Source organism: Paracoccus alkanivorans (assembly GCF_003697785.1).
GTDB lineage: Bacteria > Pseudomonadota > Alphaproteobacteria > Rhodobacterales > Rhodobacteraceae > Paracoccus > Paracoccus alkanivorans.
The window spans coordinates 84834-96935 of record NZ_QOKZ01000002.1 but is presented as its reverse complement, the minus strand read 5'-3'; the positions used below and the strand labels follow the sequence as shown (position 1 = coordinate 96935).

14 protein-coding genes are annotated in these 12102 nt (G+C 64.2%); 6 read left to right on the top strand and 8 right to left on the bottom strand.

Going from position 1 to position 12102, the window contains the following annotated elements:
* Positions 1 to 4 precede the first annotated feature (4 nt).
* The 5 genes from C9E81_RS05175 to C9E81_RS05155 all read right to left on the bottom strand — a co-directional run bounded on the left by C9E81_RS05175 (position 5) and on the right by C9E81_RS05155 (position 5513).
* The gene (locus tag C9E81_RS05175; RefSeq protein WP_243698520.1) at positions 5 to 811 is read right to left on the bottom strand and encodes a dihydroneopterin aldolase; all 807 of its coding nucleotides are present in this window, start codon (positions 809 to 811) and stop codon (positions 5 to 7) included.
* Between the two features lie 53 nt (positions 812 to 864).
* Positions 865 to 1494, bottom strand: coding sequence for a cell wall hydrolase (locus C9E81_RS05170; RefSeq protein WP_243698519.1), 630 nt, complete (start codon positions 1492 to 1494; stop codon positions 865 to 867).
* A 297-nt stretch (positions 1495 to 1791) separates the two neighbouring features.
* The gene (locus C9E81_RS05165; RefSeq protein WP_425010625.1) at positions 1792 to 4317 is read right to left on the bottom strand and encodes a putative PEP-binding protein; all 2526 of its coding nucleotides are present in this window, start codon (positions 4315 to 4317) and stop codon (positions 1792 to 1794) included.
* 100 nt (positions 4318 to 4417) lie between these two features.
* Positions 4418 to 5014, bottom strand: coding sequence for a peptidylprolyl isomerase (locus C9E81_RS05160; RefSeq protein WP_122111263.1), 597 nt, complete (start codon positions 5012 to 5014; stop codon positions 4418 to 4420).
* Entirely contained in the window at positions 5007 to 5513 is a 507-nt protein-coding gene (locus tag C9E81_RS05155) for a peptidylprolyl isomerase (RefSeq protein WP_122111262.1), read from the bottom strand. The genes C9E81_RS05160 and C9E81_RS05155 overlap by 8 nt, the downstream gene beginning before the upstream one ends.
* Positions 5514 to 5676: 163 nt before the next feature.
* Between C9E81_RS05155 and C9E81_RS05150 the strand changes: the two genes are divergently transcribed.
* Positions 5677 to 6879 carry a phosphoglycerate kinase gene (locus tag C9E81_RS05150; RefSeq protein ID WP_122111261.1) on the top strand — a complete coding sequence of 401 codons (1203 nt, stop codon included), beginning with the start codon at positions 5677 to 5679 and terminating at the stop codon, positions 6877 to 6879.
* A gap of 36 nt (positions 6880 to 6915) precedes the next feature.
* Here C9E81_RS05150 and C9E81_RS05145 read toward each other — a convergent pair whose 3' ends face one another.
* Both C9E81_RS05145 and arsC read right to left on the bottom strand, forming a co-directional pair.
* Positions 6916 to 7521: a hypothetical protein gene (locus tag C9E81_RS05145; protein WP_122111260.1), complete on the bottom strand. Its 606-nt coding sequence runs from the start codon at positions 7519 to 7521 to the stop codon at positions 6916 to 6918.
* A 6-nt stretch (positions 7522 to 7527) separates the two neighbouring features.
* Positions 7528 to 7881, bottom strand: coding sequence for an arsenate reductase (glutaredoxin) (gene arsC / locus C9E81_RS05140; protein ID WP_122111259.1), 354 nt, complete (start codon positions 7879 to 7881; stop codon positions 7528 to 7530).
* Between the two features lie 240 nt (positions 7882 to 8121).
* Here arsC and C9E81_RS05135 point away from each other — a divergent pair, with 240 nt between their 5' ends.
* Entirely contained in the window at positions 8122 to 8331 is a 210-nt protein-coding gene (locus C9E81_RS05135) for a GDCCVxC domain-containing (seleno)protein (RefSeq protein WP_122111258.1), read from the top strand.
* 32 nt (positions 8332 to 8363) lie between these two features.
* On the opposite strand, the gene C9E81_RS05130 is transcribed toward C9E81_RS05135, so the two are convergent.
* Positions 8364 to 8879: an Lrp/AsnC family transcriptional regulator gene (locus C9E81_RS05130; RefSeq protein WP_122111257.1), complete on the bottom strand. Its 516-nt coding sequence runs from the start codon at positions 8877 to 8879 to the stop codon at positions 8364 to 8366.
* Positions 8880 to 8978: 99 nt separating this feature from the next.
* Between C9E81_RS05130 and C9E81_RS05125 the strand changes: the two genes are divergently transcribed.
* The 4 genes from C9E81_RS05125 to C9E81_RS05110 are packed head-to-tail and all read left to right on the top strand — an operon-like array spanning position 8979 to position 12054.
* A complete protein-coding gene (locus C9E81_RS05125) occupies positions 8979 to 9311 on the top strand; it encodes a DUF2849 domain-containing protein (protein ID WP_122111256.1) in 333 nt (110 codons plus the stop codon).
* Positions 9304 to 10962, top strand: a complete 1659-nt coding sequence (locus C9E81_RS05120) for a nitrite/sulfite reductase (protein ID WP_122111255.1) — start codon at positions 9304 to 9306, stop codon at positions 10960 to 10962. Before C9E81_RS05125 ends, C9E81_RS05120 begins: the two co-directional genes overlap by 8 nt.
* Positions 10955 to 11686 (top strand): phosphoadenylyl-sulfate reductase, encoded by a 732-nt coding sequence (locus C9E81_RS05115; protein WP_122111254.1) that lies wholly within the window; start codon positions 10955 to 10957, stop codon positions 11684 to 11686. Before C9E81_RS05120 ends, C9E81_RS05115 begins: the two co-directional genes overlap by 8 nt.
* The gene (locus C9E81_RS05110; RefSeq protein ID WP_122111253.1) at positions 11683 to 12054 is read left to right on the top strand and encodes a DUF934 domain-containing protein; all 372 of its coding nucleotides are present in this window, start codon (positions 11683 to 11685) and stop codon (positions 12052 to 12054) included. The genes C9E81_RS05115 and C9E81_RS05110 overlap by 4 nt, the downstream gene beginning before the upstream one ends.
* The last annotated feature ends 48 nt before the right edge of the window (positions 12055 to 12102 follow it).

Below are 12102 nucleotides of genomic sequence, written 5' to 3'. Positions count from 1 at the left end.
AATATCAGCTTTCCGGCCCTGCCGCGCGCGAGATTCGGGCACGGCAATCCTGCGGGGCATCGGGCAGGGGGGCATCGTCGGGCAGGGCGATTTCGATATTGCCTGCCCCGAGCCTTTCGGCGAGCCAGCCCGTCAGAACCAGAGGATCGGCATCGGTGCCGTCCATATCGACAGCCAGTCGCGTCGGCGCCCAGACCACCGGACGGCCCGAGATGATCGCGTCATCCATCTCGGTCCGGCTTTCGACCACTTCCAGCCCCAGCTTGCCCGCCAGTGCCCATGCCGCCTGATCCAGCGCAAGCAGCGCAATGCGCCGGGAATCGCCGCCTTCGGGTAGCGGCAGCCGGGGGGCGTCGGGAACGATGACGACCGCTCCGCCGGGGATCGCGGCCGGAGCGGTCCACAGCAGCACCGTCACGGGCGGTTTCGGTTTTTCGGCGGCAACCAGCCCGGCATTGCGGCTGATGGTGATCCCCAATGCGCCCGGCCCCCGGTCCAGCTTTTCGACGCAGACCTCTATCCGGGCGGCGGCGGGATGGGCGAGCACTTCGGAGGCGATCTTTTCTGCCAGTGTTTCGACCAGGTTGTAGCGTTGATCGGCCAGCGCGACCGAAACCGCCCGGGTCAGCACGTCATAGGACAAAACGCTGTCCACCTGGTCGTCGCGACCGGTGGGCTGGTCATGCAGCTCGACCGTCAGGTTGAAGCGTAGCCGTTGCGGGTTGCCCCGTTCCGACTGGAAGGCGCCGATATCGGCCGCGACCACATGGTCGCGCAGGTGGATGCGGTCAGGAGTTTCCATAACCGTCATTCACCGCAAATCCTGCGCCTGCGCAAGCTAATCCTGACCGAGTCGGGCGTGGATCAGTTGGATGCGAGCCTGCGCTGTGCGCTGTAGAAGATATGTTGCCCGATCCGTGTCGTGCGCTGGAAGCGATAGGACCATGCCGGACGCACCGAGGGCGTATGGAAATAGGTGGCGCCACTGGTCAGGACCCGAGGCGCACCGAGCAGCGATTCCTTGGCTACCGCAAGGACACGCTGATAGGCGCTCTTGTTGCGGATCGTCTTGCGTCCACCGATCGTATAGCTGAACTGCATGGGCTGGTTGACCACATCGCAGACGGTCGAGGGAAAGGCGCTGCTTTCGACCCGGTTCAGGATCACTTCCGCCACGGCGGCCTGACCCTCGCGGCTTTCGCCGCGGGCTTCGAAATACAGGGCCTCGGCCAGACATTGCAATTCGGTCGCCGTATAGCGGGGCGTCGAGTGAGTCAGATAGACCGCGTCCGGCCCGCCGTTAAGTGAAGCGGGTTCGATTCCAGCATAAAGAAGTGGCTTGGGGCGCGGCATTTCCATCGGCAGCGCGATACTTCCGTAGGGCTGCACATCAGTCGTGAACAGCGTGCGGTTTCCTTCGGATGCAGCAATCGGGGCAGCAGGCAGCGCGACAGCAACACAAACCTGCATAAGCCGTTGAAGCAGCTTTGGCATGGGTAGTCCTGGTTTTCTAATTTACCCGGCAGGCGGGGGAGGGCATGGCAACCGCGAGCAGATGGCCGCCAAAATCAGAAATTGATTAGTCATTTGGCCCTTGACAGTTCCACATCACATCGTAGTTAACGCGGAATATCCCGTGCTGTGGCGCGGAATGGGCGAGGTTTTGCCGAGCGCAATGGCGAAAACGGCGAGAATCGGCAATTTTTCGACAAAATATGGCCGAATCGGAACTATTTCGGGGTGATGCGTGCGCCGGAATCAGCTGATCGTGGCCGAATCACCCCGGTTGGGTCACTCCGAAGGCAGGCGAATCGAAGCCTGCGCTGCGGCGAGACGGGCGATTGGCACGCGGAAGGGCGAACAGGAGATATAATCGAAGCCCGCTTGGTGACAGAAAGCGATCGATTCGGGATTGCCGCCATGTTCTCCACAGACCGCGATGGTGATCTCGGGGCGCTGGCTGCGGGCGCGCTCGGCACCGATCAACAGCAATTCCCCGACCCCTTCCTGGTCCAGTATATGAAACGGATCCTCGGCATAGACGCCCTGTTGGACATAGGTGCCCATGAAGCGGCCCGCATCGTCGCGGGACAGGCCATAGGTCATCTGCGTCAGGTCGTTGGTTCCGAACGACAGAAAGGCGCAATGGGTGGCAATATCGCCCGACCGCAATGCCGCGCGGGGGGTTTCGACCATGACGCCAAGCCGGTAGGTGAAATTCATGCGCCGGTCGTTGCGCACGGCCTCGGCGACCGCTCCGATGCGGTTCTGCACCAATTCGACCTCGCGCATGGCCGATACCAGCGGGATCATGATCTCGGGAACCACCGGCTTGCCCTTGCGGCTGGATTCGACGGTCGCCTCGAAGATCGCGCGCGCCTGCATCTCGTAGATTTCGGGAACCGCGATCCCGAGGCGGACCCCCCGCATCCCCAGCATCGGGTTGAACTCGGTCAGCGCATCGACCCGCCTGGTGACATCGGACAAGGGCAGATCAAGCGATTCGGCCAGTTCGCGCAGCCCGGCGCGATCATGGGGCAGGAATTCATGCAACGGCGGGTCGAACAGGCGGATCGTCACCGGCAATCCGGCCATGATCTCGAACAGGTCGATGAAGTCCCTGCGCTGCATGGGCAGTATGCGATCCAGCGCCAGCTTGCGGTCCTCGGGGCTGTTGGCAAAGATCATCTCGCGCATGGCGGGCAGGCGATCGGTGTCGAAGAACATATGCTCGGTCCGGCACAACCCGATGCCGCGGGCGTTGAAATTGCGGGCGGTGCGGGCCTCCTCGGGCGTATCGGCATTGGCGCGCACATCCATCCGGCTGATCTCGTCGGCCCATTCCAGAAGCTGGTTGAACGCATCGTCCAGCGCTGGCTCCAGCATATCGGCGGCGCCAGCAAGCACCTGGCCCGCGGTGCCGTCGATGGTGATCTCGTCGCCTTCCCTGAGACTGCGCTTTCCGGCGAGCAGGCTTCGGCTGCGCAGGTCGATGCTGATATCCGAGGCGCCGACGATGCAGGGCAGGCCCAGCCCGCGCGCGATCACCGCCGCATGGCTGCTCATCCCGCCGCGCTCGGTCAGGACGCCGACAGATGCATGCATGCCGCGGATATCGTCGGGCAGGGTTTCGCGCCGGACCAGGATGCAGGCCTCGCCACGGGCAGCCGAAGCCTGGGCGGCGGCGGCGGAGAACACGATCTTGCCCGTTGCGGCCCCCGGGCTGGCATTGATGCCGCTGGTGATCACGTCACGCTTGCCGCGCGGATCGACCTGGTGGTGCAGCAGGTCGATCAAGGCGCGCGGCTCGACCCGCATGACCGCCTCCTCGGGCGAGATGATGCCATCCCGGGCCAGCGCCACCGCAACCCTTACCCCGGCGCGTGAACTGCGCTGCACCTTGACCGCGTCGATGATCGAGATGTCGCCATCGGTGACCATGAATTCGATCTGCATTTCCTCGCGCAGCCTTTCGCGCGCGGCGACGCCGAAACGCACCAGGTCGGCGAAGATCTCGGGCGCGACATCCTCCAGCGACGAGCCGCGCTCGTCGCGGGTCAGGAAAAGCGTTTCGGCGCCCACGCCCACCGCCTCGCCATGCCGCTGGCCGCGAAAACGGCCGGTGACGCGCGACTGGCCGGTGACCGGATCGATAAACTGGATCGTACCCGAGCCGCAGAGCCCCGGCCCCAGAGCGAGCCGCATCTGCTGGACCACCAGCCCGAGCGGCGCCTCGGCGGGCGCTCCCTTGGCCTGCCGCAAGAGGCGCGCGGTCGGCCCCTCCCATGCCCGCGCCATCGAGCGCAGAACCCCCGCCAATTGCCGCTCGGGATTCTGGGGGAAGGGTTCGTCCATCTCGTCACGATAGATTCGCAGCGCGCTGGCCAGCGCATCCTTGCCTTCCTGCGCGAACATGTCGGGATCCAGCCGGGCGATGTGGATGGCGTAGCCCTGCACGAAGGACAGGTAGATCGCATCGGCATTTTCCCGCCCGATCCTTTCGGACAGCCGGGCATGGCTTGCGTCATTGATGCCGACATTCAGGACGGTTCCGGGTCCGCCCCATTCCGGGTTCATGGCCGAGGGGCGCACGCTGACCAGCCCGTCGCCCATGGAAAACAGTTCGTTCAGCGCATGCAGGTCGATATCCTGCCCCATGGCGATGGCCTGAACCGTCGCGCTTGGCAAGGCGAAGCTGACCGGCACCGGCAGCTCCATCCTGATCAGGCGCTGCAGGCATTTCGCACGCCAGCCATGAGTCGCGCGATCGATCTTTGCCGATGGCGCGATTTGGGTCAGGAGGTTGGCGTTCCGCATATCCATGAAAGCGGAGGATAGGCTTGCGGATCGGTTTGCTGCAAGTGCGAAAAGGGGGCGCGAGGCCCCCTTTGCGTGATTTTCGTGAAAATGGCCCGGCTTATTTCTCGATCGTGACCTTGGCCATGTAATCGGGCTCCTCGACCGCGCCATTGGCGTCGGGATTGCCCTTCTTGACGCTGTTCAGAACATCCCAGCCATCGACCAGTTGTCCGACCACGGTATATTCCCCGTCAAGGAAGGTTGCCGGGGCGAGGTCGATGAAGAACTGGCTGTTGGCGCTGTTCGGATCCTGCGCACGCGCCATGCCGACCGTGCCTTGCTGAAAGGATACGTCGCTGAACTCCGCTTCGAGATCCGGCAGATCCGAGCCGCCCATGCCCGCCCTTGAAGTGTCGCCGTCCTGCTTGCCGTGTTCGACATCGCCGGTCTGCGCCATGAAGCCGTCGATGACGCGGTGGAACACGATGCCGTCATAGGCGCCGGACTCGGTCAGTTCGACCAGCCGCGCGACATGCTTGGGTGCCTTGTCCTCATAGAGATCCAGCGTGATCTTGCCCTTTGGGGTGCCGTCGGCCGAGGCGACCTCGATCACCATGTTGGGGCCGGGGCCGTCGCTGACGCCGGGCAGCCCTTCGGCCAGCGCGGCACCCGCGGCGAGTGTCAGGGCGGTGGAAAGCAGGACGGCCTTACGCATCGGCGGCCACCTTCACCGAGATCATCCGGTCGGGCTGCGCGGGCGGCTCGCCACGGGTGATCCTGTCGACATGCTCCATCCCTGAAATCACCCGGCCATAGACGGTATACTGGCCGTTCAGGAAATGGTTGTCGCTGAAATTGATGAAGAACTGGCTGTTGGCGCTGTTGGGATTGGCCGAGCGTGCCGCCCCGAGCGTGCCGCGGTCATGCGGCAGTTTCGAAAACTCCGCCGGCAGGTCGGGCAGGTCCGAGCCGCCGGTTCCGGCGCGTCCGGGATTCCAGCCGCTTTCCATGTTCGCATGGGCCACGTCGCCTGTCTGGGCCATGAAACCGTCGATGACACGGTGGAAGGCCACGTTGTCGTATTTGCCCGCCCGCGCGAGTTCCTTCATGCGCTCGGCATGTTTCGGCGCGACATCGGGAAGAAGCTCGACCACGACGGGGCCGTCCTTCAGTTCGATGATGATGGTGTTCTCGGGATCCTTGATATCGGCCATAAGGCCCTCCTTTGCCTGTCTGTCCCAAGGTCTAGGCGGATGTCGCGCCAAGGGCAACGCGGCAATCGCTGACAATCCCGTCAGACCTTGCGGCAGTTGACGCCACCGCCATCATGCGGGAGAAGCCCTGTGACGCCTCACAGCCTGCGAAAAGGGACGCGATATGGCCGATTTCAAAACCATCGACGACATGGATCTGGCCGGGAAGGCCGTTCTCATCCGTGTGGACCTGAACGTGCCGGTCGATCAGGGCCGGGTCACCGACACCACCCGCATCGACAAGATCGTGCCCACGGTGAAGGACGTGCAGGCCAAGGGCGGCATCCCGGTATTGCTGGCCCATTTCGACCGCCCCAAGGGCAAACGCGTCGACAGCATGAGCCTCAAGCAGGTCGTGCCGGCGCTGGAGGCGGCCTTGGGCCAGAAAGTGGCTTTTGCCGATGACTGCATCGGTGGGCCGGCCAAGCGCGTGGTCGCCGCGCTGGAATCCGGCGATGTCGCCTTGCTGGAAAACACCCGCTTCCACGAGGGGGAGGAGAAGAACGACCATATCTTCGCCGCCTCGCTGGCCGCATTGGGCGGGGCCTATATCAACGACGCTTTCTCGGCGGCGCATCGTGCCCATGCCTCGACCGAGGGGATCGCGCGGCTGCTGGATGCCGGGGCAGGGCGGTTGATGGAGGCCGAGCTGAAGGCGCTGGACGCGGCGCTTGGCAATCCGCAGCGCCCGGTTGCGGCGGTGGTCGGCGGGGCCAAGGTCTCGACCAAGCTGGACCTGCTGACGAACCTGATCGAAAAGGTGGATCACCTGATCATCGGCGGCGGGATGGCGAATACCTTCCTGGTCGCGAAAGGTGTCGAGGTCGGCAAGTCGCTGGCCGAGCGCGACATGACTGATACCGCCCGCGCGATCATCGAAAAGGCCGGGGCGGGCGGCTGCACCATTCACCTGCCGGTCGATATCGTCGTGGCCCACGAGTTCAGGGCGGGGGCCGAGAGCGAGATCCTGCCGGTCGATCAATGCCCGCCGGATGCGATGATCCTGGATGCCGGACCGGATACTGTGACCGCGATCCGCGAGGTTTTCGCGAATTGCCGGACCCTGATCTGGAACGGTCCGCTCGGCGCCTTCGAGATCGAGCCTTTCGACCATGCAACCAACGCGGCGGCACAGGCTGCCGCAGAGGCCACGCGTGACGGCAGGCTGATCTCGGTCGCCGGTGGTGGCGATACCGTGGCGGCGCTGAACAAGGCCGGGGTGGCGGGGGATTTCACCTTCATCTCGACTGCCGGGGGGGCCTTCCTCGAATGGATGGAGGGCAAGGACCTGCCGGGTGTCGCGGCGCTTTACGCCGCTGCCGACTGATGCGGCAGGCCCCCGGCAATGCCCCGGGGGCCTCGCTCAAACGCTTGCGGCGGAGCTGGGATCGGTTTCGCCGCCACGACGCAGGATTTTCAACCGATCTTCGCTGGTCACCACGCCGTCCCTTTTGACCGCGCACAGAATGCCGCGCAGGCGAAGCCGGGGATGGTCGTCCATGTTGATCCAGCGGAAAGCGTCCTCTCCGTAACGCACCCGCCATTTCACGCAGGCGGTGTTGAAAACGGAAGAAACCTCCAGCACCGCGCTGCCGGCCTGGATCAGGCTGCCGGCAGGCAGGTTGTCCAGGCTGGTCTCCAGATCGGCGACGATGGGATCGCCCGGATGCGGCGAGGCGTCGCCCGGTTGCCAGACCAGATCGCAGACGCGGGATGGCAGGATCGACACCTGGATCGCCGGATCGGGCCGGCCATCGGGCAGGCGCAGCCATGGATGCCTCAGCCAGCGCTCGCCGGGAATCCCCTGTGCGACGGTCATGGTCAGCCGGTCGGTGAATTCGCGCTGTCCGAAATCCGGGCGTTTGCACAGATAACGGATCGGCGCCCCGTCCCTCGGCGCGGCGCGGATATCGGACAGCGCGGCCATGAGATCGGCCAGCGGCGGGTGGCGTTCTGCTGGTTGCGGCATGATTGTTCAGATCAACTCGAATACGGTTTCCTTGGGGCGGCACAGCACCGCGCCCTTTGGGCCAAGGACGACGGGGCGTTCGATCAGCATCGGATGCCCGGCCATCGCCGCGATCAGCGCATCCTCGGGCAATTCGGGATCGTCCAGTCCAAGCTCGTGGTAAGGTGTATTCTTCTGCCGCAACAGCTGTCGCGCCCCGATGGCCATCGACGCCAGCACCTCGCGCAGTTCCTGCGGCGATGGCGGCTGTTTCAGATAGTCGCGCACGACCGGCTCGATCCCGGCTTCGCGCAGGGCGTTCAGCACGAAGCGCGAGGTCGAGCATTTCGGATTGTGCCAGATCACGTAGCTGTCGGCCATGCTGCCCTCCTTTCGGTTTCGTGGCAGGCTAGGGCATTCCTGCCCGGAAGCAAGTGTCGAAGGCGCACCGGGCAGAACCCGGCCGTACCGGAGACTGGCCGCGTCCCTGCAAAGGGGTGAACATTCCATGGCCGCGGCCATATCGCGGGCATGTGAACAGATGTTCCTTGCCACTTTGGCCGCCCGCGGAGCCATAATACCTTGCCGGGGCCGGACGGTAGTTTTCAGGAATCGACGACCATGCATTCCCCCATCCTGATCAGCACCATCACCTGCCCGCAATGCGGCCATCGTGAAACCGAGACCATGCCGGTGGATGCCTGCCAATGGTTCTATGAATGCAAATCCTGCCATGCCGTTCTGACGCCGCTGGCCGGTGATTGTTGTGTCTATTGCTCCTATGCCAGCATTCCCTGTCCGCCGATGCAGGGCGGGAAAGGCTGCTGCTGAACCCCGCCCGACCTGCTGGGCAAGAGGGCTGGTCAGCGTCCGATCTCGGGGATCGGCAGCGCGCTGGTGGATTTGATTTCCTCCATCGACAGCAAGGCGGTCACGTTGTGGATTTTCACGTCGCCGATCAGCGACTGGTAAAAGCGGTCATAGGCCCGCGCGTTCCTGACCTGCACCTTCAGGATATAGTCGATATCCCCCGCCAGCCGGTGCGCCTCGATCACCTCGGGCCGCTCGCGCAGCGCCTGCAGGAAGCGGGCCGCCCATTCCTTGTCATGTTCGCTGGTGCGGATCAGCACGAAGAAACAGGCCTCCAGCCCCAGTGCCTCCGGGTCCAGTATCGCCACCTGCCGGCGGATCACCCCGGCCTCGCGCAGCTTGCGGATGCGGTTCCAGACCGGGGTCTTGGAGGCGCCCACGCGGTCGGCGATCTGGTCCAGCGACAGGCTGGCATCCCTCTGCAGCAGGGAAAGGATTTTGCGATCCACCTCGTCAAGGCGGACGGTTGTTTGCGCTGCGCTTGCGTCATGCGACGTTTTTTCCGCCATGGTCAGTCCTCCGAACCGTTCATCCTTATTTTTCCGACCCTATCGCAAAGATCCAGAACAAAATTCTATATTGAGGGCACCAACGGAAAGGTCCGAAAGATGAGCAAAGCCTTCACCCCGACGGCAGCAAAGCCCGGCGTCATCACCGCGAACGATCTGCGCGAAGGCCATAACGTCTGGATGTGCGAGGATGGCTGGACCGCCGATCCCGCGCAGGCGACCCTGTTCGAGGACGAGGCCATCGCCGAATTGGCGCTGTTGAAAGCCATCGGCCAGTCCGATCTTGTGGTCGGCCCCTACATGGTCGAGGCCCGGCGCGGCCCGAACGGCCCCGAGCCGACCCATTTCCGCGAGGCCTTCCGCCAGACCGGCCCCTCCAATTATTTCCACGGCATTCAGGCCACCAAGCAATCCGAGGCAGCCAATGTTTGATGCACGTCCTTCCGATGCTGAATATGTCCGCCACCGCGTCTCGCAGTTCCGCGCGCAGGTTGCCCGCCGTCTGGATGGCAGCCTGACCGAAGACGAATTCCGGCCGCTGCGGCTGATGAATGGCGTCTACCTGCAATTGCACGCCTATATGCTGCGGATCGCCATTCCCTATGGGACGCTCAGCCCCGACCAGATGCGGATGCTGGCCTATCTGGCCGAGCATTACGACAAGGGCTACGGCCACTGGACGACCCGCACCAATATCCAGTTCAACTGGCCCAAGCTGGTGGAAATCCCCGATATGCTGGAGCATCTGGCCTCGGTGAACCTGCATTCCATCCAGACTTCGGGCAATACGATCCGCAATACCACGACCGACGCTTTCGCGGGCGCCGCGCAGGACGAGATCACCGATCCGCGCCCCTATGCGGAACTGATCCGGAAATGGTCTACCGACCATGCCGAATTCCAGTTCCTGCCGCGCAAGTTCAAGATCGCCATCTCCGGCGGTGCACGCGACCGTGCGCTGGTGTCGGCCCATGATATCGGGCTGCGCATCGTCGAGCGCGATGGCCTGCGGGGTTTCGAGGTCTGGGTGGGCGGCGGTCTGGGCCGCACGCCGATGCTGGGCAAGGTAATCCGCGACTTTCTGCCGGAAGAGGATCTTCTGCCTTATCTGGAAGCGATCATCGCGGCCTATAACCTGACCGGCCGCCGCGACAACAAGTACAAGGCGCGCATCAAGATCACCGTCGCCGAGCGCGGGCTGGATGTATTCAAGGCCGATGTCGAGGAGGAGTTCAGGTTCCGCCGGGCCGATTTCCGCGGTATCGATCAGGAGGCGCTGGCCGGTTTCCGCGAACGCTTCGCGCCGCCCGCGTTCCGCAACGCGCCGGTGGACGGGTTCGAGGCCGAGCGCAAGGCGAATCCCGCTTTCCGCAGCTGGACCGATACCAACCTTCACCCGCACCGGATCGACGGCTATGCCAGCGTCATCGTGACCTTCAAGGCGCCGGGGGCGACTCCGGGCGATGCCTCGGCCGAGCAGATGCGGCTGCTGGCCGATCTGGCCGAGCGTTACGGCCATGCCGATATCCGCATCAGCCACGATCAGAACGTGGTGTTGCCGCATGTCCATAAATCCGACCTGCCGGCGCTTTATCTCGCGCTGCGCGAGGCCGGGCTGGCCACGGCCAATGCCGGGCTGACCAGCGATATCATCGCTTGCCCCGGCATGGATTACTGCACGCTGGCCACCGCCCGCTCGATCCCCATCGCGCAGGAGATCGCCGAGCATTTCCGTGCCGAAGGGCTGGAGGAAGAGATCGGCAAGCTGAATATCCGCATCTCGGGCTGCATCAATGCCTGCGGCCATCACCATCTGGGCCATATCGGCATTCTCGGCCTGGACCGGGCAGGGGTCGAGAATTACCAGATCACCCTTGGCGGCGACGGCTACGATATCCCGGCCATCGGCCAGCGCGCCGGTGCGGGCTTCCCCGCCGAAGAGGTGGTTCCGGCCATCGACCGCTTGCTGCGCGCCTATCTGGAACTGCGCGAGGACGCCCTTGAGCCCTTCATCGACGCCTATCGCCGTCTTGGCCCCGCGCCCTTCAAGGCTGCGCTTTACCCGGAGACGGTAGATGCTTGACCAATCGCTCGATATCCGGGCCGAGCGGCTCAACGAGCGATACCGGCACCATGCAGCGACCGAAGTGCTGCGCCGTGCCGTCACCGATCCCGATCTGGGCAAGGTGGCGCTGGTATCGTCATTTGGGGCCGAGTCGGTCGTGTTGCTGCACATGGTTTCGGTCGTGGCGCCGGGATTGCCGGTGCTGTTCATCGATACCCAGATGCTGTTTCCCGAGACGCTGGAATATCAGCGCGAAGTTTCGGCCAGGCTGGGGCTGACCGATGTGCGGGTGATCCGGGCCGACGAGGCGCAGGTTTCGCGGCTCGATCCCGACGGCACCCTGCACCAGTTCAACCAGGATGCCTGCTGCGACCTGCGTAAGACCGTGCCGCTGGAGGACGCGCTCTCGGGCTTTGACGCCTGGATCACCGGGCGCAAGCGCTTTCAGGGCGGGCAGCGGACCGATCTGGAATTCTTCGAGCCCGAGCCGCCCCTGCGCCTGCGCGTCAACCCTCTGGCCCATTGGCGGATGGAGGATGTGCAGACCTACATGATCGAGAACAACCTGCCGCGTCACCCGCTGGTCGCGAAAGGCTATCCCTCGATCGGCTGCGCGCCTTGCACCTCGCCTGTGAAACCAGGCGAAGATCCCCGCGCAGGACGTTGGCGTGGCAGCGAAAAAACCGAATGCGGCATTCACTTCATTGGCGGGCGCATGGTCCGCGGAAAGGTTCCGGCATGAGCGAGCAGATCATCGTCCGCGACGACGGCTTCCACCCGCTGAGCGATGCGGCAGAGGTCACGCTGGCGCCCGAGACCGCCCCCGAGGAGCTGGTCGATCACCTGCATCTTGCTGTGATCGCTATCGATTTCCCGGCAACCGGCGACGGGCGCGGCTTTTCCCTGGCCCGCCGGTTGCGCGCATTGGGCTTCGAGGGCCGTCTGCGCGCCACCGGCAAGCTGATCGCCGATCAATATGCCATGGCCCGCCGCGTGGGCTTCGACGAGGTCGAGATCACCCCCGAACTTGCCGAACGCCAGCCGCAGGAACAATGGCTGGCGCGGGCCGATTGGCGCGATTGGGACCATCGTGCACAGCTTGCCGGCTGAGGGGCCTTTCGCCCGCCCGAAAGAAACACTAGAACACTCAGGAATTCA